Here is a 19,279-nt window from a genome sequence, read left to right as displayed (position 1 = left end):
CGGCCTTCCCGTTCCAGTCCGCTCGGGGTACCGGACGATGTACCGGACGATTTCTCGTCATGTTAACGCGATCGGTCCGAGGGGCGTCCGGTTGTCCACAGGCTGTGGGCGCCCGCACACCGTCCGCGCACGGAGTTCACGGAAATCCGCGTGACCGCCCGATCCCGCGCGCGGCATGATCCGGAGCATGAGCGATACGGCGGAAGACGGCGGGCGACCGGGCGACGAACCCGGCGAAGAGCACGGCAAAGACGAACGGCGGCTGCGGCGCCGGGCCGCGCTCCGGGGCGCCGAACGGGTCCTGGCGCGCCCCGGGTTCCTGGGGACGATCGGGCAGCGGCTGGCCCTGCTCGACGAGGCGCGGGAGTCGTACGACCTGGACGAGCCGTCCGACATCTACGGCGGCGGGATCGTCGAGACCCTGGAGGAGCGGATAGCCGGGCTGCTCGGCAAGGAGGCCGCTGCCTTCTTCCCGACCGGCACGATGGCCCAGCAGGTGGCCCTGCGCTGCTGGGCGGGCCGCACCGGCAATCCGGCCGTGGCCCTGCACGCACTCGCCCACCCCGAGGTGCACGAGCGGAACGCGTTCAGCACCGTCAGCGGACTGCGCCCGCTCCGGGTGACGAGCGAGCCCCGGATGCCGACGGCCGACGAGGTGCGCGACTTCGACGAGCCCTTCGGGACGCTGATGCTGGAACTGCCCCTCAGGGACGCCGGTTTCGTACTGCCCACCTGGGAGGAACTGTCCGAGGTCGTGGCGGCGGCGCGGGACCGCGACGCGGTGGTGCACTTCGACGGGGCCCGCCTGTGGGAGTCCACCACCCACTTCGGCCGCCCCCTGGACGAGATCGCGGGCCTCGCGGACAGCGTCTACGTGTCGCTCTACAAGTCCCTCGACGGATACGGCGGCGCCGCCCTGGCCGGCCCCAGGACCCTCATCGAGGAGGCGAAGGCCTGGCGGCACCGGTACGGCGGCGCGGTCTTCCAGCAGTTCCCGACCGTCCTGTCGGCCCTCGTCGGCCTGGACCGCGAGCTGCCGCGCCTCCCGGAGTACGTGGCCCACGCGCGCGTGGTCGCCGCCGCGCTGCGCGAGGGCTTCGCGGCGGCCGGGGTGCCGTGGATGCGCGTCCACCCGGAGGTGCCGCACACGAACGAGTTCCAGGTCTGGCTGCCGTACGACCACGAGGTCGTCGCGGAGGCGGCGGTCCGGCAGGGCGAGGAGACGAAGACCCTCCTGTTCGCCAACGAATGGGCCCGCGGCGGCCCGGGCCTCGCGGTCACCGAGGTGTTCGTCCGTGCCACCGGCCTGGAGTGGACGGCGGACGACGTGAAGGCGGCGGTGACGGAGTTCGTGGGGCGGCTGTAGGGGCCTGTAGCCGCGTTTTCCGGGGCGTTGTCAGTGGGACCAGGGCGATCAGCCGGCCCCGCCCGCACGCACGAGCCCCGTCTCGTATGCGAGGACGACCACCTGCACCCGGTCCCGCAGGCCCAGCTTGGTCAGGATGCGGCCCACATGGGTCTTCACGGTCGCCTCCGACAGCACCAGCCGGGCCGCGATCTCGCCGTTCGACAGGCCCTGGGCGACGAGGATCATGACCTCGCGCTCACGGCCGGTGAGCCGTTCCAGCTCCTTGTGGTGGGGCTGCTTGCCGGTGCTCGGCAGCATCGGCGCGAAGCGGTCGAGGAGCCGCCGGGTCGTCGAGGGTGCCACGACCGCGTCGCCGCTGTGCACGGAGCGAATGGCGGTGAGGAGTTCGCCGGGCGGCACGTCCTTGAGCATGAACCCGGACGCGCCGGCCTTCAGCCCGGAGAAGGCGTACTCGTCGAGGTCGAAGGTGGTCAGGATCAGTACCTTGGGCGGGTCGTCGCCCTGGCAGATCCGCCGGGTGGTCTCCACCCCGTCGAGCTTCGGCATGCGTACGTCCATCAGCACGACGTCGACCTCGGCCTCCCGCAGCACCTGGAGAGCCTCGACACCGTCGCCCGCCTCCGCCACGACCTGCATGTCCGGCTGGGCGTCGAGCACCATCCGGAACCCGGTGCGCAGCAGCACCTGGTCGTCGACGAGCATCACACGGATGTGCATGGCGGGGTCCTCCGGTCGGTACATATCAAACATCTATGCGTTGATCGAACGTGCACGTGTCAGTGGGCGGGTTTGAGTGGCAACAGGGCGCTGATGCGAAAGCCGCCGCCCGGGCGCGGCCCCGCGTCCAGGGTGCCGCCCACCATGCCGACGCGCTCGCGCATGCCGATCAGGCCGTGCCCCTGTCCGTCGACGCCGCCCTCCTCGTAGTGCTCGTGCGGGGCGCCCTTGCCGTCGTCCTCGACGAGCAGGCCGAGTCCGTCGTCGAAGTAGACCAGGCGCACGCTCGCTCCGGTGTTCGGGCCACCGTGTTTACGGGTGTTGGTGAGCGCCTCCTGCACGATGCGGTACGCCGTCAGCTCCACGCCGCTGGGCAGCGGACGCGGTGTGCCCTCGATCTTGTAGTCGACGGGCAGGCCCGACGTACGGCACTGCTCGATCAGGTCGCCGAGCTGCTCGACATCGGGCTGCGGAACGTACTCGCCGCCCTCCTGGTGCTCGCCGGTGCGCAGGACGCCGAGCAGCCGGCGCATCTCGGCGAGGGCCTGGCGGCCGGTGCCGGAGATGGTCTCCAGTGCCTTCTTCGCCTGGTCGGGGGCGGTGTCGAGAACGTAGGCGGCGCCGTCGGCCTGGACCACCATCACGGAGACGTTGTGCGCGACGACGTCGTGCAGTTCACGGGCGATCCGGGCGCGCTCGGCGGCGACCGCGACCTTGGCCTGCGCCTCGCGCTCCTTCTCCAGGCGGGCGGCGCGCTCCTCCAGCTGGGCGAAGTAGGCACGACGGGTGCGCAACGAGTCGCCGAGCACCCAGGCGAGGGCGAACGGCACCGCCAGGAAGACCACCAGGGCGAGATTGCCCGCGGTGCTCGACTCCCTCTCCGGCCAGCGCATCTGGGCCAGCGGGGACGCGCACAGACCGCCGATCAGCGCGAAGCGCGAGGCCCAGCGGGGCCCGCTCACCGCCACGGTGTAGACGATCACCAGCATGGCGAAGTCGGCGGGCAGCGGCCCGACGTCCAGGACCAGTTGCGCCAGCCCGACCGCGGCGGCCAGCACGAGCATCCGCTCGGGCATGCGCCGGCGCAGGGCGATCACCAGGCACAGCAGGATCGTCAGGATGACGTGCACCGCTGGGGACGCGGCACCCTGAATGTCGTTCTGGAGGGCTCCACTCAGCATGGAGATCCCGAACTGGAAGACGGCCCAGAAGCCGTCGACCCATGTCGGGTGTCTGCGGAGGAAGTCATAGACGCGTTGCACGTAACCCAGCGTAGGGAAGCGTTGTGTGTGCGTGGGTCAACCGGAGGGTCGATCCGCAACGCTCCCGCATACTCCGCAAGGTGGAGACCCCGTCCCCTGGGTAGCCCTAGCCTGACCCCGTGGCGGGAGAGACGGCGGGCGAGTGGCGGGGCTGGCGGGCGGCGACCTGGGAGGCGCTGTACGGCGAACACGGGTTCTACCGTCGGCCCGAGGGGCCCGCCGGGCACTTCCGTACGTCCGTGCACGCCTCGCCGCTCTTCGCCGGTGCCGTGGCACAGCTGCTCTGCCGGGTCGACGAGGCGCTGGGCCGTCCCGCGTCGCTCGGCTTCGTCGACATGGGCGCCGGCCGGGGCGAACTCGTCACCGGTGTCCTCGATGCCCTGCCCGCGGAGGTGGCCGCCCGCGCGCGCGGGTACGCCGTCGAGCTGGCCGACCGTCCCGCGGACCTCGATCACCGCGTCGAGTGGCTGACCGAGCCCCCCGGCGGCGTCGCCGGCCTGCTGTTCGCCAACGAGTGGCTGGACAACGTCCCCGTGGAGGTGGCGGAGGTCGACCCGGCGGGCGTACCGCGCCTGGTCCTCGTACGCCGGGACGGGGCCGAGCGGCTCGGGGAGCCGGTTTCCGGTGCGGCCGCGGAGTGGCTGGCGCGATGGTGGCCGCTGCCGCCGGAGCCGGGGGCGCGGGCCGAGATCGGGCTCCCCAGGGACACCGCCTGGGCCGCCGCCAGAGCCACTGTGGACCGGGGGCTCGCCGTCGCCGTCGACTACGCCCACACCGCCGGCACCCGGCCGCCCTTCGGGACGCTCACCGGTTTCCGGGCCGGACACGGGACGGCGCCCGTGCCGGACGGCTCGTGCGACCTGACCGCCCATGTGGCGCTGGACGCGTGTGCGGGGCCGGGGGCGCGGCTGCTGACCCAGCGGGAGGCCCTGCACGCCCTCGGAGTGGCCGGCGGGCGCCCCCCGCTGTCCCTGGCGTCCACGGACCCCGCCGCGTACGTACGGGCCCTGGCGGGCGCCGGAGAGGCCGCCGAACTGACGGCGACGGGCGGACTCGGGGACTTCGGGTGGCTGGTGGAGTCGGCGGGAATCGCCGACCCGCTCCTCTGAGGACCCTCTTTCGAGACTTCGGGCCCACTCGGCGCTGCCTGGCGCTACTCGGCGCTACTTGTCGATGTCCCCGACCACAAAGAACAGCGACCCCAGGATCGCCACCATGTCCGCGACCAGTGTCCCGGGCAGCAGTACCGCCAGTGCCTGGATGTTGTTGTAGGAGGCCGAGCGCAGCTTCAGCCGGTACGGGGTCTTCTCGCCCTTGCTGACGAGGTAGTAGCCGTTGATACCGAGGGGGTTCTCGGTCCACGCGTACGTGTGCCCCTCGGGCGCTTTCAGGACCTTCGGCAGACGCTGGTTGATCGGCCCGGGCGGCAGTTCGGCGAGGCGGTCGAGGCAGGCGTCGGCCAGGTCGAGCGCGTTGTGCGTCTGCTCCAGGAGGCACTCGAAGCGGGCGAGACAGTCGCCCTCCTGCCGGGTGACGACCTTCAGGGTGTCCTGGAGCTCCCCGTACGCCAGATAGGGCTCGTCCCTGCGCAGGTCGAAGTCCACGCCCGAGGCGCGCGCGATCGGCCCGCTCACGCCGTACGCGTGCACGGCCTCCGGCGAGAGCACGCCCACGCCGCGCGTGCGCCCCCGGAAGATCTCGTTGCCGATCACCAGGTCGTCGAACCGGTCCATGCGGGAGCGGACGGACGAGACAACGGCACGCGCGCGGGTGGTCCAGCCCGCGGGGAGGTCCTCCTTGAGGCCGCCCACGCGGTTGAACATGTAGTGCATGCGCCCGCCGGAGATCTCCTCCATGACGTGCTGGAGTTCCTCGCGCTCCGTGAAGGCGTAGAAGATCGGTGTGATCCCGCCCAGTTCCAGCGGATACGAGCCCAGGAACATCAGGTGGTTGAGCACCCGGTTCAGCTCCGCGAGCAGCGTGCGTGTCCACACCGCGCGCGTGGGGACCTCCATGCCGAGCATCCGCTCCACTGCGAGGACCACGCCCAGCTCGTTCGAGAACGCCGACAGCCAGTCGTGCCGATTGGCCAGCATGATGATCTGACGGTAGTCACGCGCCTCGAAGAGCTTCTCCGCGCCGCGGTGCATATAGCCGATCACCGGCTCCGCGTGCTGGATGCGCTCACCGTCGAGCACGAGCCGCAGCCGCAGCACGCCGTGCGTGGACGGGTGCTGGGGCCCGATGTTGAGCACCATGTCCGTGCTCTCCGCGGCGCCGCCGATACCGACGATGGTCTCTACGGGCTCCGTGGTCTCCGTCATGGGACTCATGGACACAGTCTGTCGTACGTACGCTTGCGGCATGGAGACGGGGAGCCCGGAGACCGCGGGCGAAACGCGAGGCGAGGGGCACGACGAAGGGCACGGCGAACCGGTGTGGACCGGGCTGCCGAGGGACCTGCTGCGGATGCGCCGGCTGCTGCTGGTGGTCTGGCTGGCGCCGCTGACGCTCGGTGCGGGGCTGCTGCCCGGCCTGCTCGCCGGGCCCGCCTGGGCGGCCTTCGCGCTGCTGCCGCTCGGCCTGCTGCTGTGGGGCTGGCCGATGCTGGGCCGCAACTGGGCCTCCTGGCGGTACGCCGAGCGCGCCGACGACCTGCTGATCAGCAGGGGTGTGCTGTGGCGCGAGGAGACGATCGTGCCGTACGGGCGGATGCAGCTGGTCGAGGTGACGTCGGGGCCCGTCGCCCGGCACTTCGGGCTGGCCAGCGTGCAGCTGCACACGGCGGCCGCCGCGACCGACGCACTCATCCCCGGCCTCGAGCCGGCGGAGGCGGAACGGCTGCGGGATCGGCTCACCGAGCTCGGCCAGGCCCGATCGGCGGGCCTGTGACGCCCCCCGGCATCGAGGCGGACGTATCCACGGCGGACGGCAAACAGCCGGTCGCCGAGCAGCGGCTGCATCCCGTCACACCGCTCAGGCGCGCGTGGGCGCCGGTCGCCGTGCTCATCGGGTGGGCCGTGCACGACCCTGACCAGGCGCAACGGCAGCTGACCCGGCTGACGACCACTACCCTGCTGCTCGGCCTCGCCGTGTGCCTCGTCGGCGGTGCCCTGTACGGCTTTCTGACCTGGTGGTTCACCCACTTCGCGGTGACCGACAACGAACTGCGCATCCGCACCGGCCTGTTGTTCCGGCGCACCGCGCACATCCGGCTCGAACGCATCCAGGCCGTCGACATCACCCAGCCGCTGCTGGCCCGGGTCGCGGGCGTCGCCAAGCTCAAGCTCGACGTCGTGGGGACGGACAAGAAGGACGAGCTGGCATACCTGGGCGAGGGGCACGCGCGTGCCCTGCGGGCCGAACTCCTCGCCCGCGCGGCCGGGTTCGCGCCCGAGACCGCGCACGAGGTGGGCGAGGCACCGGCCCGGCAACTGCTGCACATCCCCGCGCGCGTGCTCGCCGTCTCCCTGGTGCTGACCGGCGCGACCTGGGGCGCGCTGGCCGCCGCTTTGGTCGTACCGCCGTTCCTCTGGTTCGTCACCCACAGCCTGTGGACGGTGCTCGCGACCGGCGTCCCGCTGCTCGGCGCGGCGGGCGCGAGCAGCGTGGGGCGGTTCGTCGCCGAGTACGACTGGACGGTCGGTGAGTCCCCGGACGGGCTGCGCATCGACCACGGCCTCCTGGACCGCACCCACGAGACGGTGCCGCCGGGGCGCGTGCAGACCGTACGGATCGTGGAGCCGCTGCTGTGGCGGCGGCGCGGGTGGGTCCGGGTGGAGCTGGACGTGGCGGGCTCGTCGAACTCGGTGCTGGTGCCGGTTGCTCCGCGTGAGATCGCGGAGGCGGTCATAGGCCAGGTGCTGCCCGGGGTGACCGTGCCCGCCTCGCTGTCGCGTCCGCCGCGCCGGGCCGGCTGGTGTCTGCCGTTCTGGTGGCGCGGCTACGGCATCGCCGTCACCGACAGCGTCTTCGTCTCCCGGCACGGACTGCTGCGCCGCAGCCTCGCCCTGGTCCCGCACGCCAAGGTCCAGAGCGTACGGCTGGAGCAAGGGCCCTGGGCGCGCTTCAAAGGCCTCGCGGACGTCCATGTGGACACGGGGGCCAACAAGACCGTCACAGCCGGTCTACGGGACGCCCAGGAGGCCGCGGAGCTGCTTCGGGGGCAGGCCGAGCGGTCACGGACGGGACGGCGGGACGCGCTGCCGGACCGGTGGATGGCGTAACAGGCTCATACACACCAACCCGGCAGGGCGTGCGTAACCGGTGTGACCGACCGTCAGGAAACCGCGCTCCGCAGCCCCTGCAGGTCGATCTGCTCGGTCTCGTCGTGCGCTGTCAGGTCGATCACCTGACCGATTCCGATGCCGCGCGACGCCTCGTCCGCGGGCTTGAACTGCGCCTCGGACTCCGCCTTGTGCAGCGCGAGCGCCTCCTGTCCGACGACGTCGGCAAGGTCCTCGTTCTGTACGGCGTCCAGCGCCGCCGACGCCGTCTCCTTCTGCGTACCGAAGAAGTCGAACCCGCCCTCCGCGGTGGGCCTGCGCACGGGCACGCTGGTCGGTACGACGGCCACCGCGGTCGGGACGGTGTAGTGCCCGGCACCGCGCACGGGCTTGGCGGGCTTCGCCTCGGCGGGAGTGGCGGCGGCACGCGTATGCCCGCGGGCCGCCTCGGACTTCCCCTTCGCCTCGTCCTCCGGCGCGGCCTCCGCCTTGTCGGCGGCCGGGCGGTCGGAGGCCTCGGGGGTCGCCGGGACCGGTGCGGATATCTCCGCGGCGGCCAGGGCCGGTCCGGCCTTCGCCGGAGCCTCGCCGTCGAACCTGGCCAGCGCCGCACGCGCCCGCAGGAAGAGCGAGGAACCCTCCGGCGAGAAGATCGCCGGTGCCGCCGGGGTCTCCTCCGAGTCCGAGGACTCCGCGCCGACCGCGCCCAGCGCCGCCGACACACCTGCCGCCGCCGCGTCCAGTGCGGCCGCGTCGGAGTCGACCATGACTGCCGGGTCTGCCTCGTCCGCCTCCGCCTCGTCCGCCGACTCACCGGCCCCGGCGGGAAGCACCCGCGCCGCCCCCTTGGCAGCAGCCGCCTTCACGTCGACGTCGACGTCCGCACCCGCGTCCACGTCCACGTCCGCATCCGTGTCCAGATCCTGTTCCGAAGCTTCCAGCTCCAGCAGGCGCCGGCCCTCCAGCGCGCTGGCCCGCTCGGTCTCCGCCGTGGCGTACCGGCGCAGCAGCGCCGCGTGCTCGTTGCGCAGCCCCTGGAGCTCGGCCCGCTTCGCGCGCAGCTTCTGCTCCAGCTTGACGCGCAGTTCGCGGGACTCCTCCAGGTCGGTCTCCAGTTCGGCGACGCGCTCCTCGTGCCGCCAGTCGTCGCCCGCACGCGCGCGCGTGAGGTCGGCGACCTGCTTGCCCGCCTCGGCGTCCCAGCGGCGCATGACGGCCGCACCCACGACCGTGATCGCCGCGGCGAACGCGGCGAGCACCCGGAGGATGCCGGTATCCGTGAACACCCATGGCCCCAGGGAACAGACGAGCGAGACGCCCGCGATCGCCGCAGGAGGCAGCAATCTGTGCAGAGGGGGTGAATGGCGGTGACGTCCACGTGGCATGGCCAGAAACTTACCGCGAGTAGGCGAATCTTGGTGCCCCGCCCGGTAAAAACACAGACGCCCCAAACCCTTCACAGGGCTTGGGGCGTCTGCGTCCTCGCCGTTCTCGCCGTGCTCGGCGGCGTCAGCGGTCGGTCAACCGCCGGCTCAGCCACTCCAGCGACGCGGGGATCTCCCGCCGCCAGGTGTTGAAGTTGTGGCCGCCGCTCTCCAGGACGATCGTCGAGATCCTGGTCGGGGCCTTCGCCCTGACGAGATCTACGAACCGCATCGTCGAACCGTAGTTGGCCTCTCCGTGCCTGCTCGTGGTGACCAGCAGAGAGACGTCGGGCGGCGGCATGTGCTTGATGTACCACTCCAGATCCGCTTGGCGCTTCAGCTTCTTGTCGCCCTGGAAGAGGTCTCCCGTGGTGGCGTCGACCGGCGCCTTGTAGTACGGCGACAGGCCCACCGCGGCGGTGTACGCGCGCGGGTGGTGCATCGCGATCTTCAGCGCGCAGTAGCCGCCCGTCGAGTCGCCGATGATGCCCCAGCCGCCGGGCCCTGGACCCACCCGGTAGTGGCCGGCGAGGGCCGTGGGCAGGTCCCGGGCGAAGAACGTCTCCGTCTGCGGCCCGCCCGGCACGTCCACGCACTCGGTGTCCCGGGGCGGCGCCACGGTCGGCCGCAGCATCACCAGGATCATCGGCTGCGCCCGGCCCTCCCTCGCCAACTCGTGCGCGGTGTCCGGGAAATTGAGCTTGCTGACCAGGGCCTTGGCGGTCCCGGGATAACCGGTGAGGACGACGACCACCGGGAAGGTGCGCTTCGCGTACTGCGGCTGGAAGTACTCCGGTGGCAGATAGACGTACGCCGGGGAGGTGATGCCCGTCTTCTTGCCGACGACGCCGATCTTCTGGATCTGGCCACCGACCCTGGGCAGATGACCGCCCGGCACGCTCACCGACTGGGTGGAGAGCACCTGAAAGCCGCCGTGTGCCCCGGTGCTCTGGTCGACGACCACGCCCTGGTCGGTCTCCTTGCCCAGGAGGTCGTCCCAGGAGGCGTAGAAACCGAAACTCTGGTTGACGGCGAGACCGACCGAGACGAACACCGCGACCTGGGTGGCCAGCAGCAGCACCGTCCGGCCGCCGACGGCCCGCCAGTTGCGGCGCGCCAGCCGTGGCCAGAACACGATCGTGCCGATGAACAGCAGGGTGGCGGCCAGGATCGCCAGCGCCAGCACTGTCTTGCTCGTGAGACCCATGACTGCAGTTGCCCACTCTCTCCGCCGACGCCGGCCGCTTCCCTCACGTTCCTTCACGACCGCTTGCCCCGGGCTTTGGTTGTCCTTTGGTATGGCTTTCCGTGGGTGAGTGAACCTCGTCCCCCGAGACACCGTCCTAGAGGGCGCAATGTCACCGGATGCCGGATCGGCTCCGGATTCCAGGTCTCTCGCAGAACTAATGGGATGCGATGTCTGTCAGGATAGATGGGGAAATGTCGGGCGAGGTTCCGGAACGATCACGTCGAGTGCCGCGAGTACTGCGCGGTCCACGTCCCGAGGCAGTCCCCGCCTGGGTCGCCCGGGCCTGTGCGCTCGTGGGTCTGGTCGACATCGCCGCGGGAGTCTTCCCGCGCTTCAGGCACAGCCGGATGCACGCGCTCGCGGAGGTGTTGCCCGGCGCGCTCGGCCCGTTCGCCGCCGCGCTCTCGCTCAGCACCGGCGTCCTCCTGCTGCTCCTCGCGCACGGCCTCAGGCGCCGCAAGCGCCGGGCGTGGCGCGCCGCTGTGGCCCTGCTGCCGGCCGGCGCCGTGGCCCAGTTCACCTACCGGCACTCGTTCGTCGGGCTCGTCATCTCCGTACTCCTGCTGGTGATGCTGCTGCGCAACCGTACCGAGTTCGAGGCGCTGCCCGACCCGCGCAGCCGCTGGCGCGCCCTCACCAACTTCGTGCTGATGAGCGCCGGTTCACTCGCGCTCGGGCTGGTCGTGGTGAGCGCCCACGGGGACCGCATGTACGGCGATCCGAGCCTCGCCGACCGCATCACCCACGTCCTGTACGGCCTGTTCGGCTTCGAGGGCCCCGTCGACTACGACGGGCCCACCTCCTGGACGGTCGGTTTCTCGCTCGGCGCCCTCGGCCTGCTCACCGCCCTCACCACCATCTACTTCGCCTTCCGGCCCGAACACCCGGCCGCACACCTGACCCCCCAGGACGAGGACCGCCTGCGCGTCCTCCTCGACAAGCACGGCCGCCGCGACTCCCTCGGCCACTTCGCACTGCGCCGCGACAAGGCGGTCGTCTTCTCCCCCAGCGGCAAGGCCGCCGTCACCTACCGGGTCGTGTCCGGCGTGATGCTCGCCAGCGGCGACCCGATCGGCGACGTCGAAGCCTGGCCCGGCGCCATCGAACGCTTCATGGACGAAGCCAAAGCCCACTCCTGGACCCCCGCCGTCATGGGCTGCTCCGAGACCGGCGGCGAGGTCTGGACCCGCGAAACCGGCCTCGACGCCCTCGAACTGGGCGACGAGGCGGTGGTGGACGTCGCGGATTTCTCCCTCTCCGGGCGCGCGATGCGCAACGTGCGCCAGATGGTCAAACGCATCGAACGCGCAGGCTACGAAACCCGGGTACGGCGCATCCGTGACCTCGGCCAGGCCGAACTGGAACGGATCCGCCACGCCGCCGACGACTGGCGCGGCACCGACACCGAACGCGGCTTCTCCATGGCCCTGGGCCGCATCGGCGACCCCGACGACGGCGACTGCCTCATCGCCACCGCCCACAAGACCGACGACCAACCGGGCCCCTACGGCGACCTCAAAGCCATCCTGCACTTCGTACCCTGGGGCACCGACGGCGTCTCCCTCGACCTGATGCGCCGCGACCGCTCCGCCGACCCCGGCATGAACGAACTCCTCATCGTGGCCGCCCTGGAAGCCGCCCCCCGCCTCGGCATCGCCCGCGTCTCACTCAACTTCGCCATGTTCCGCTCAGCACTCGCCCGCGGCGAGAAAATCGGCGCCGGCCCCGTACTCCGCGCCTGGCGCGGACTACTGGTCTTCCTCTCCCGCTGGTTCCAGATCGAATCCCTGTACAAGTTCAACGCCAAGTTCCGCCCCCGCTGGGAACCACGCTTCGTCGTCTACCGCACCTCCAGCGACCTCCCCCGCATCGGCCTCGCCGCCATGCAGGCAGAAGGCTTCGTCACCCTGGCCCTCCCCCGCTTCTTCCGCCGTCGCACCTCGTCCCCACGGCCCTGCGCCCACGCGGTGGCGGACAGAGGCACGGTGCGCGCGGTGTGAGGACGTGGCAGAGACAGCCCCACGACTGTCTCCGCCCGAGCCGAGAATGCTTCCCGACCGATCCCAGCCTGCTTTCGCCCGAGCCGAGAATGCTTTTCGACCGAGCCGATTGACGGGCCGAGACGGGCGGGTGGGTGGGAAACAAAGGCCCAAGCCACAACGCACCCGCACCAAAGAACCCGCCCGACCGCCGGGGGCCTACGCTGAACGCATGAACAACCACAGCGGACGCGGCCGCGTCGCCGGCCTCCCGGCCTGGGACCGCTGCGCGGTCATGGGCGTCGTGAACGTGACCCCGGACTCCTTCTCCGACGGGGGCCGCTGGTTCGACACCACCACCGCCGTCAAGCACGGCCTCGACCTGGTCACCGAGGGTGCCGACCTGGTGGATGTCGGCGGCGAGTCCACCCGCCCCGGCGCCACCCGCGTCGACGAGGCCGAGGAACTCAAGCGCGTCGTCCCCGTGGTCCGCGGCCTCGCCGCCGAGGGCGTCACCGTCTCCGTCGACACGATGCGCGCCTCGGTCGCCGAACAGGCGCTCGCAGCCGGCGCGGTCCTCGTCAACGACGTCAGCGGCGGCCTCGCGGACCCCGCGATGATCCCGGTCGTCGCGCGGACGGGCGCCCCCTTCGTCGTCATGCACTGGCGGGGCTTCCTGCAGGGCGGCAACGTCAAGGGCGTGTACGCGGACGTCGTCTCCGAGGTCGTCGACGAACTGCACGCGCGCGTGGACGCCGTACTGGCCGGCGGTGTCGCCCCCGACCGGATCGTCGTCGACCCGGGCCTCGGCTTCTCCAAGGGCGCCGATCACGACCTTGCCCTCCTGGCCCACCTCGACCGTCTGCACGGCCTGGGCCACCCCCTGCTGGTCGCCGCGTCCCGGAAACGCTTCCTGGGCCGCGTACTGGCCGGCCCCGAGGGCGCCCCGCCGCCCGCGCGGGAGCGGGATGCCGCCACCGCCGCCGTCTCCGCACTCGCCGCCCACCAGGGCGCCTGGGCGGTCCGCGTCCACGAGGTCCGCGCCACCGCGGATGCCGTACGGGTCGCCCGCGCGGTCGAGGAGGCCCGCGGCGCCGAAGCGGTCCGCAGCACCGAGGGAGCCCGGTGAGCGCGCCCCACACCGACGTCGAGCAGGTCGAGCTCGCCAACACCGCCTTCTACGAGGCGCTGGAACAGGGCGACTTCGACGAGTTGTCCTCGCTCTGGCTCACCCCCGCCGACCTGGGCGTGGACGAGGAGTACCACGACCCGGCGGAGACCGGTGTGGTCTCCTGCGTGCACCCGGGCTGGCCGGTACTGACCGGACGCGGCGAGGTGCTCCGCTCCTACGCGTTGATCATGGCCAACACTGAGTACATCCAGTTCTTCCTGACCGACGTGCATGTCTCCGTCACCGGCGACACCGCCCTGGTGACCTGCACCGAGAACATCCTCAGCGGCGGGCCGGCACCCGAGGACAGCGACGAGCTGGGGCCGCTGGTCGGCCAGCTGGTCGTCGCCACCAATCTGTTCCGCCGCACCCCCGTCGGCTGGAAACTCTGGTCGCACCACGCCTCCCCGGTCCTCGCCGAGAACGACGAAGACGACACCGAGGCCGACGACACACCCTCCTGACGGCCGCCTGACGTTCTCCTGGGCCGAACGCAGCCGAACACGGCCGAACGTGGTTGGAATCACGAACACGGGGTAAGTGCGGCTACCAGCCCGTGAGCAGCCGTGTTCCCACGGGGAAACACTCGATGAACCCTCCTGGTCATCCCTTGGACGGGCCCCTAGTGGGGCGGGCACTGTCAGTGCTCGCAGGTAGATTCGGAAATGGCTGCCGGGCCGACCGCACCCGGTCCGAAGCGGCCGCCAACGACGATTGCAGGAGTGATTCGCGTGGATCGTGTCGCGCTGCGCGGCCTGAGGGCCCGTGGACACCACGGTGTGTTCCCGCAGGAGCGGGAAGAGGGCCAGACCTTCGTCGTGGACCTCTCACTCGGCCTGGACACCCGCCCGGCCGCGGCCGACGACGACCTGGCGAAGACCGTGCACTACGGCATCGTGGCGGAGGAGGTCGTGGCCGTCGTCGAGGGCGAGCCCGTCGACCTCATCGAGACGCTCGCCGAGCGCATCGCGCAGGTCTGTCTGAAGCACCAGGGGGTCCAGGAGGTCGAGGTGTGCGTCCACAAACCGGACGCACCGATCACGGTCCCCTTCGACGACGTGACCATCACCATCACCCGGAGCCGAGTATGACCGCCTCGTTCACCGAGAGTCACAGCGACCCGACCGTCCAACCGGTGCCCGCCTCGGTCGTGCAGCAGGTGGACGCCGCCGACACCACCCTGCACAACCCGAAGCGCGCCGTCATCTCCCTCGGCTCGAACCTCGGCAACCGCCTGGAGACCCTCCAGGGGGCCATCGACGCCCTGGAGGACACCCCGGGTGTCCGCATCAAGGCAGTCTCCCCGGTGTACGAGACGGAGCCGTGGGGCGTTCCGGCGGGCAGCCAGCCGTCGTACTTCAACGCGGTGGTCGTCCTGAAGACCACGCTCCCCCCGTCCTCGCTCCTGGAACGCGCCCACGCGGTCGAGGAGGCCTTCCACCGCGTCCGGGAGGAACGCTGGGGCCCGCGCACGATCGACGTCGACATCGTCGCGTACGCCGACGAGGTCTCCGACGACCCGACCCTCACTCTCCCCCACCCCCGCGCCCACGAGCGGGCCTTCGTCCTCGCCCCCTGGCACGACGTGGACCCCGAGGCCCAGCTGCCCGGTCGCGGCCCGGTGGCGGCGATCCTGGAGGGCGTCGCCCTGGAAGGTGTCGCTGCCCGCGCAGACCTGGAACTCCAGCTGCCGGAATAGCCGTTAAGGTCATGACGACCACAGGTCGGCGGTCCGGTCCGGGGAGCTGAAGGGGCACCGTGAGAGAGCTGCGCATCAAGATGCTGGCCGGCGTGTTCGTCGTCGCCGGAGTGCTCTCCTGGGCGGGCGCCCGGCTGTGGAACGCGGTGGGGACGCTCCCCAGCGTCCCGCTGGCCGCCCCCGTCGTCCTCGCCCTGATCGCCGTGGTCCTGTTGGCCACGGCCCTCTCCCTCCGCGCCCGGCTCAAGGCCCAGCGCGACCGCCGCCCCGGCGCCAAGGGCGTCGACCCCCTGATGGCCGCCCGCGCGGTCGTCTTCGGCCAGGCCAGCGCCCTGGTCGCCGCCCTGGTCGCCGGAATGTACGGCGGCACGGGCGCCTTCCTCCTGGAGTCCCTGGACATCCCGGCCCGCCGCGATCAGGCCATCTACGCCGGCTTCTCGGTCGTGGCGGGCATCGCCGTCATAGCGGCGGCCTTCTTCCTGGAACGGGTCTGCAAACTCCCGGAGGACGACGACAACAACGCGGGCACGGCCCCGGCGGCATAGCTCCGCCCCTCGACCAGCGACCAGCGATCAGCGATCAGCGATCAGCGATCAGCGGGCCATGATCAGACTCATCGCCTCGTTACGAGTGGCCGGATCCCGCAACTGACCTCGCACCGCCGACGTGATGGTCTTCGCACCCGGCTTCCGGACGCCCCGCATCGACATGCACATGTGCTCGCACTGGATGACGACGATCACGCCGCGCGGCTCAAGGATCTTCATCAGGGAGTCGGCGATCTGCGTAGTGAGTCGTTCCTGCACCTGCGGCCGACGGGCGTAGACATCCACCAGCCGGGCCAGCTTCGACAGCCCCGTGATCTTGCCGTCGACAGACGGGATGTAACCGACGTGGGCGACCCCGACGAACGGCACCAGATGGTGCTCACAGGAACTCAGGACCTCGATGTCCTTCACCAGCACCATCTCGTCGTGCCCCAGGTCGAACGTCGTCGTCAGCACGTCCTCGGGCTTCTGCCACAGCCCCGCGAATATCTCCCGGTACGCCCGCGCCACCCGCCCCGGCGTCTCCCTCAGGCCCTCTCGGTCCGGGTCCTCGCCGACCGCGATCAGTAGTTCGCGTACGGCGTTCTCCGCCCGCTTCTCGTCGAACTCGCCGATCGTGCCCTCGCCGTCCAGCGTCACGGGGTCGGTCATCTGGTGCCTCGTTCCTGTCCCTGTCACGCGTGTGGACCACGCGCCGCACATGCGGACATACCGAAATGCCGCGCCCCCCAGGCTAGAACCTGGGGGGCGCGGCATCCATTCCGGGCCCACTGAGCAGGACGGGGCAGGAGAGGCGGGATCAGCTCTCGGTGCGGTCCTCCGGTGCCGACTCCGTCGCGGGGACGGATTCGGTGGCTCCGGCCTTGGCGGTGATCGCCGGCGCCGAGCCGTTGGTCCCGTTCGTCAGCGACAGCTCCTTGGGGGAGAGCACCGGCGGGCGGGTGGACGGCGTACGCCGGGAGGAGCCGGTCCACGCGGGGCGGGCCGGGCGCTTGATGATGGGAGTGAAGACCTCGGCGATCTGCTCCTTGCTCAGCGTCTCCTTCTCCAGCAGCTGGAGCACCAGCGCGTCGAGGACGTCGCGGTTCTCGACCAGGATCTCCCAGGCCTCGTTGTGCGCGTTCTCGATGAGCTTCTTGACCTCTTCGTCGACGAGCGCGGCGACCTCTTCCGAGTAGTCGCGCGGGTGCGACATCTCCCGGCCCAGGAAGGGCTCGGTGTTGTCGCCGCCGAACTTGATCGCGCCGAGGCGCTCGGTCATCCCGTACTGCGTGACCATCGCGCGGGCCGTTGCCGTGGCCTTCTCGATGTCGTTCGCGGCACCCGTCGTCGGGTCGTGGAAGACCAGTTCCTCCGCCGCCCGGCCACCCAGCATGTAGGCCAGCTGGTCGAGCATCTCGTTGCGAGTGGTGGAGTACTTGTCCTCGTCCGGGAGCACCATCGTGTAACCGAGGGCCCGGCCGCGGGACAGGATCGTGATCTTGTGGACCGGGTCGGAGTTCGGGGAGGCCGCCGCGACCAGGGCGTGGCCGCCCTCGTGGTACGCGGTGATCTTCTTTTCCTTCTCCGACATGATCCGGGTCCGCTTCTGCGGGCCCGCCACGACGCGGTCGATGGCCTCGTCGAGCGACGCGTTGTCGACCAGCTTCTTGTCGCTGCGGGCGGTGAGCAGCGCGGCCTCGTTGAGGACGTTGCTCAGGTCCGCGCCGGTGAAGCCCGGCGTGCGACGGGCGACCGCCGACAGGTCGACGTCCGGTGCGACCGGCTTGCCCTTCTGGTGAACCTTGAGGATCTCCAGTCGGCCCAGCATGTCCGGACGGTCGACCGCGATCTGGCGGTCGAATCGGCCGGGGCGCAGCAGCGCCGGGTCGAGGATGTCCGGACGGTTCGTGGCAGCGATGAGAATCACACCGCCCTTGACGTCGAAGCCGTCCATCTCGACGAGCAACTGGTTGAGCGTCTGCTCGCGCTCGTCGTGACCGCCGCCGAGGCCGGCGCCGCGGTGGCGGCCGACCGCGTCGATCTCGTCGACGAAGACGATCGCCGGGGCGTTCGCCTTGGCCTGCTCGAAGAGGTCACGGACCCGGGAGGCACCGACACCGACGAACATCTCGACGAAGTCGGAACCCGAGATCGAGTAGAACGGAACGCCCGCCTCACCCGCGACAGCACGCGCGAGCAGCGTCTTGCCCGTACCGGGAGGCCCGTAGAGGAGCACACCCTTGGGGATCTTGGCGCCGACGGCCTGGAACTTGGCCGGCTCCTGCAGGAACTCCTTGATCTCGTGGAGCTCCTCGACCGCCTCGTCCGCGCCCGCCACATCGGCGAACGTCGTCTTCGGGGTGTCCTTGGTGATGAGCTTGGCCTTGGACTTCCCGAAGTTCATGACCCGGGAGCCGCCGCCCTGCATCTGGTTCATCAGGAACAGGAACACGACGACGATGAGAACGAAGGGGAGCAGCGACAACAGAATGCCGACGAAAGCGTTCTGCTTGGTCGGAGAGACCGTGTAGCCGTCCGGAATCTGCTTGTTCTGGTATTTGTCCTGGAGAGTGTTCGCCAGGTTGACGCCCTGGTCGCCGATGTAGCTCGCCTGGATCTTCGAGCTGCCCTCGACCTTTTGGCCGTCCTTGAGCTGGACCTTGATGACCTGCTCGTCACCGGTGGTGATCTTGGCCTGCTCGACCTTGTTGTCGTTGATCGCCTGGACGACCTGGCCTGTGTCCACCGTCTTGTAGCCGCCGGACGAGCCGACGACCTGCATCAACACGACCACGGCAAGGACGGCCAGCACGATCCACATGACCGGCCCACGGAAGTATCGCTTCACGTCCATCCATACGGAGCGGTGCCGCCCCGTCCCTCCTGCCATAGTGAGTTTGATAAAGACTGTTCTAAAGACTGCTCTTCGGACGGTACCCCAGCATTGTCACCCGAAGGCGCACGGGCGGGCTGGCATCCCGTCTACGAAAGCTCCAACGGCGCGGAGCCCGTCTGGGTTCCCGGGCGTCCCACAGGACTGGCCCTTTGGCTCAGCAGCCGCAGGGGCCACCGCCTCGGCCGCTGGCTCAGCCGCCGTAGACGTGGGGCGCGAGCGTACCGACGAACGGGAGGTTGCGGTACTTCTCCGCGTAGTCGAGGCCGTAGCCGATCACGAACTCGTTCGGGATGTCGAAGCCGACCCACTCCACGTCGATGGCGACCTTCGCGGCCTCCGGCTTGCGCAGCAGGGTGCAGATCTTCAGCGACTCGGGCTCCCGGGAGCCGAGGTTGGAGATCAGCCAGGACAGGGTCAGCCCGGAGTCGATGATGTCCTCGACGATGAGGACGTGCTTGCCCTTGATGTCGGTGTCGAGGTCCTTGAGGATCCGCACCACACCGGAGGACTGGGTGCCCGCGCCGTACGACGACACGGCCATCCAGTCCATGGTGACGGGGGTGGACAGCGCCCGGGCCAGGTCGGCCATGACCATCACCGCGCCCTTGAGGACGCCGACGATCAGTAGGTCCTTGCCCGCGTACTCCGCGTCGATCTTCGCGGCCAGCTCAACCAGCTTCGCGTCGATCTCTTCCTTGGTGATGAGCACCGACTTGAGGTCGGCACCCATGTCTTTCGCGTCCACCCGCATCACTTT

At 70.5% G+C, this 19,279-nt stretch carries 18 protein-coding genes; 10 read left to right on the top strand and 8 right to left on the bottom strand.

Annotated elements, in window-relative coordinates:
- Positions 1-187 precede the first annotated feature (187 nt).
- Positions 188-1,366, top strand: coding sequence for a threonine aldolase family protein (locus OG734_RS27950; RefSeq protein WP_330290238.1), 1,179 nt, complete (start codon positions 188-190; stop codon positions 1,364-1,366).
- 48 nt (positions 1,367-1,414) lie between these two features.
- Here OG734_RS27950 and OG734_RS27945 read toward each other — a convergent pair whose 3' ends face one another.
- Entirely contained in the window at positions 1,415-2,086 is a 672-nt protein-coding gene (locus tag OG734_RS27945) for a response regulator transcription factor (RefSeq protein ID WP_330290237.1), read from the bottom strand.
- 59 nt (positions 2,087-2,145) lie between these two features.
- Positions 2,146-3,348 (bottom strand): sensor histidine kinase, encoded by a 1,203-nt coding sequence (locus OG734_RS27940; RefSeq protein WP_330290236.1) that lies wholly within the window; start codon positions 3,346-3,348, stop codon positions 2,146-2,148.
- A gap of 119 nt (positions 3,349-3,467) precedes the next feature.
- Here OG734_RS27940 and OG734_RS27935 point away from each other — a divergent pair, with 119 nt between their 5' ends.
- A complete protein-coding gene (locus tag OG734_RS27935) occupies positions 3,468-4,457 on the top strand; it encodes an SAM-dependent methyltransferase (RefSeq protein ID WP_330290235.1) in 990 nt (329 codons plus the stop codon).
- A 54-nt stretch (positions 4,458-4,511) separates the two neighbouring features.
- Here the strand turns inward: OG734_RS27935 and OG734_RS27930 are convergent, their stop codons facing one another.
- Positions 4,512-5,681: an NADH-quinone oxidoreductase subunit D gene (locus OG734_RS27930; protein WP_330290234.1), complete on the bottom strand. Its 1,170-nt coding sequence runs from the start codon at positions 5,679-5,681 to the stop codon at positions 4,512-4,514.
- Between the two features lie 31 nt (positions 5,682-5,712).
- Between OG734_RS27930 and OG734_RS27925 the strand changes: the two genes are divergently transcribed.
- Positions 5,713-6,240 (top strand): PH domain-containing protein, encoded by a 528-nt coding sequence (locus OG734_RS27925; protein ID WP_330290233.1) that lies wholly within the window; start codon positions 5,713-5,715, stop codon positions 6,238-6,240.
- Entirely contained in the window at positions 6,237-7,574 is a 1,338-nt protein-coding gene (locus OG734_RS27920; protein ID WP_330290232.1) for a PH domain-containing protein, read from the top strand. Before OG734_RS27925 ends, OG734_RS27920 begins: the two co-directional genes overlap by 4 nt.
- Positions 7,575-7,627: 53 nt before the next feature.
- On the opposite strand, the gene OG734_RS27915 is transcribed toward OG734_RS27920, so the two are convergent.
- Together OG734_RS27915 and OG734_RS27910 are read right to left on the bottom strand one after the other, a co-directional pair.
- Positions 7,628-8,959: a hypothetical protein gene (locus tag OG734_RS27915; protein WP_330290231.1), complete on the bottom strand. Its 1,332-nt coding sequence runs from the start codon at positions 8,957-8,959 to the stop codon at positions 7,628-7,630.
- 124 nt (positions 8,960-9,083) lie between these two features.
- Positions 9,084-10,205 (bottom strand): alpha/beta hydrolase, encoded by a 1,122-nt coding sequence (locus tag OG734_RS27910; RefSeq protein WP_330290230.1) that lies wholly within the window; start codon positions 10,203-10,205, stop codon positions 9,084-9,086.
- A gap of 233 nt (positions 10,206-10,438) precedes the next feature.
- Here OG734_RS27910 and OG734_RS27905 point away from each other — a divergent pair, with 233 nt between their 5' ends.
- The 6 genes from OG734_RS27905 to OG734_RS27880 all read left to right on the top strand — a co-directional run bounded on the left by OG734_RS27905 (position 10,439) and on the right by OG734_RS27880 (position 15,641).
- Positions 10,439-12,247, top strand: a complete 1,809-nt coding sequence (locus OG734_RS27905; protein WP_330290229.1) for a phosphatidylglycerol lysyltransferase domain-containing protein — start codon at positions 10,439-10,441, stop codon at positions 12,245-12,247.
- Between the two features lie 211 nt (positions 12,248-12,458).
- Positions 12,459-13,355: a dihydropteroate synthase gene (gene folP, locus OG734_RS27900; protein ID WP_330290228.1), complete on the top strand. Its 897-nt coding sequence runs from the start codon at positions 12,459-12,461 to the stop codon at positions 13,353-13,355.
- On the top strand, positions 13,352-13,861 hold the full coding sequence (locus OG734_RS27895) for a nuclear transport factor 2 family protein (RefSeq protein ID WP_330290227.1): 510 nt from the start codon (positions 13,352-13,354) through the stop codon (positions 13,859-13,861). Before folP ends, OG734_RS27895 begins: the two co-directional genes overlap by 4 nt.
- Before the next feature lie 267 nt (positions 13,862-14,128).
- Positions 14,129-14,488, top strand: a complete 360-nt coding sequence (folB, locus tag OG734_RS27890) for a dihydroneopterin aldolase (RefSeq protein ID WP_189150548.1) — start codon at positions 14,129-14,131, stop codon at positions 14,486-14,488.
- Positions 14,485-15,096: a 2-amino-4-hydroxy-6-hydroxymethyldihydropteridine diphosphokinase gene (folK, locus tag OG734_RS27885; RefSeq protein WP_330290226.1), complete on the top strand. Its 612-nt coding sequence runs from the start codon at positions 14,485-14,487 to the stop codon at positions 15,094-15,096. The genes folB and folK overlap by 4 nt, the downstream gene beginning before the upstream one ends.
- Before the next feature lie 59 nt (positions 15,097-15,155).
- Complete coding sequence (locus OG734_RS27880) at positions 15,156-15,641, top strand: DUF3180 domain-containing protein (RefSeq protein ID WP_330290225.1); 486 nt, start codon at positions 15,156-15,158, stop codon at positions 15,639-15,641.
- Positions 15,642-15,689: 48 nt separating this feature from the next.
- Here the strand turns inward: OG734_RS27880 and folE are convergent, their stop codons facing one another.
- The 3 genes from folE to hpt form a co-directional block, all read right to left on the bottom strand.
- Entirely contained in the window at positions 15,690-16,295 is a 606-nt protein-coding gene (gene folE / locus OG734_RS27875) for a GTP cyclohydrolase I FolE (RefSeq protein WP_330290224.1), read from the bottom strand.
- Positions 16,296-16,443: 148 nt separating this feature from the next.
- Positions 16,444-18,480, bottom strand: a complete 2,037-nt coding sequence (ftsH, locus tag OG734_RS27870; protein ID WP_330293807.1) for an ATP-dependent zinc metalloprotease FtsH — start codon at positions 18,478-18,480, stop codon at positions 16,444-16,446.
- A gap of 232 nt (positions 18,481-18,712) precedes the next feature.
- Positions 18,713-19,273 (bottom strand): hypoxanthine phosphoribosyltransferase, encoded by a 561-nt coding sequence (gene hpt, locus OG734_RS27865; protein WP_330290223.1) that lies wholly within the window; start codon positions 19,271-19,273, stop codon positions 18,713-18,715.
- Positions 19,274-19,279: the final 6 nt, after the last annotated feature.

This window comes from Streptomyces sp. NBC_00576, from assembly GCF_036345175.1.
Lineage (GTDB): Bacteria > Actinomycetota > Actinomycetes > Streptomycetales > Streptomycetaceae > Streptomyces.
The sequence above is the reverse complement of the archived record's forward strand: the minus strand, read 5'-3'. Positions and strand labels throughout refer to the sequence as shown.